The 494-nt window shown below is 72.7% G+C and carries 1 pseudogene; it reads right to left on the bottom strand.

The annotated features are described in order from the left end of the window. Window positions 1-494 (bottom strand): annotated as a pseudogene (locus ABTU92_RS28960) (feruloyl-CoA synthase); the annotation flags it as partial.

Below are 494 nucleotides of genomic sequence, written 5' to 3'. Positions count from 1 at the left end.
GGCGATCTGGGCGCGCAGCACGGCGCTCCCCAGGATGGCGGCATCGCTCACCGACGCATCGGCCCGGAACGCCGAGCGGCACGCCGCGAGGTCGGGGATCAGCAGCGCCGTCACGTCGTCGCGGTCGTGGCCGGCGATGACGAGGTCGCGGATCAGCGGCGCCAGCTTCTCGATGGCACGGGCGCGCAGCGGCCCGACGCTGACCCAGGTGCCGGTGGCGAGCTTGAAGTCCTCGGCGATGCGGCCGTCGAACAGGAAGCCCTTCTCCGGGTCGTCCGGATCGGCGAAGCGCACCGCGTCGCCGAGGCGGTAGAAGCCCTCCTCGTCGAACGCGGCGGCGGTGAGGTCGGGGCGCCGCCAGTAGCCGGGCGTGATCGACGGGCTCTTGATGCGCGCCTCGAGCTTGCCGACCGACGGCACGAGCTTCATGTCGACGCCGACATTGGGGATTCCGACGACGCCGGGCGCGCAGGCCTTGGCCGTGACGCTGAGGG

This window comes from Rhodoplanes sp. SY1, from assembly GCF_046000175.1.
Taxonomy (GTDB): Bacteria; Pseudomonadota; Alphaproteobacteria; order Rhizobiales; family Xanthobacteraceae; genus Rhodoplanes.
Note: the sequence above shows the minus strand (reverse complement) of the source record. Positions and strands in the feature narration are given on the sequence as shown.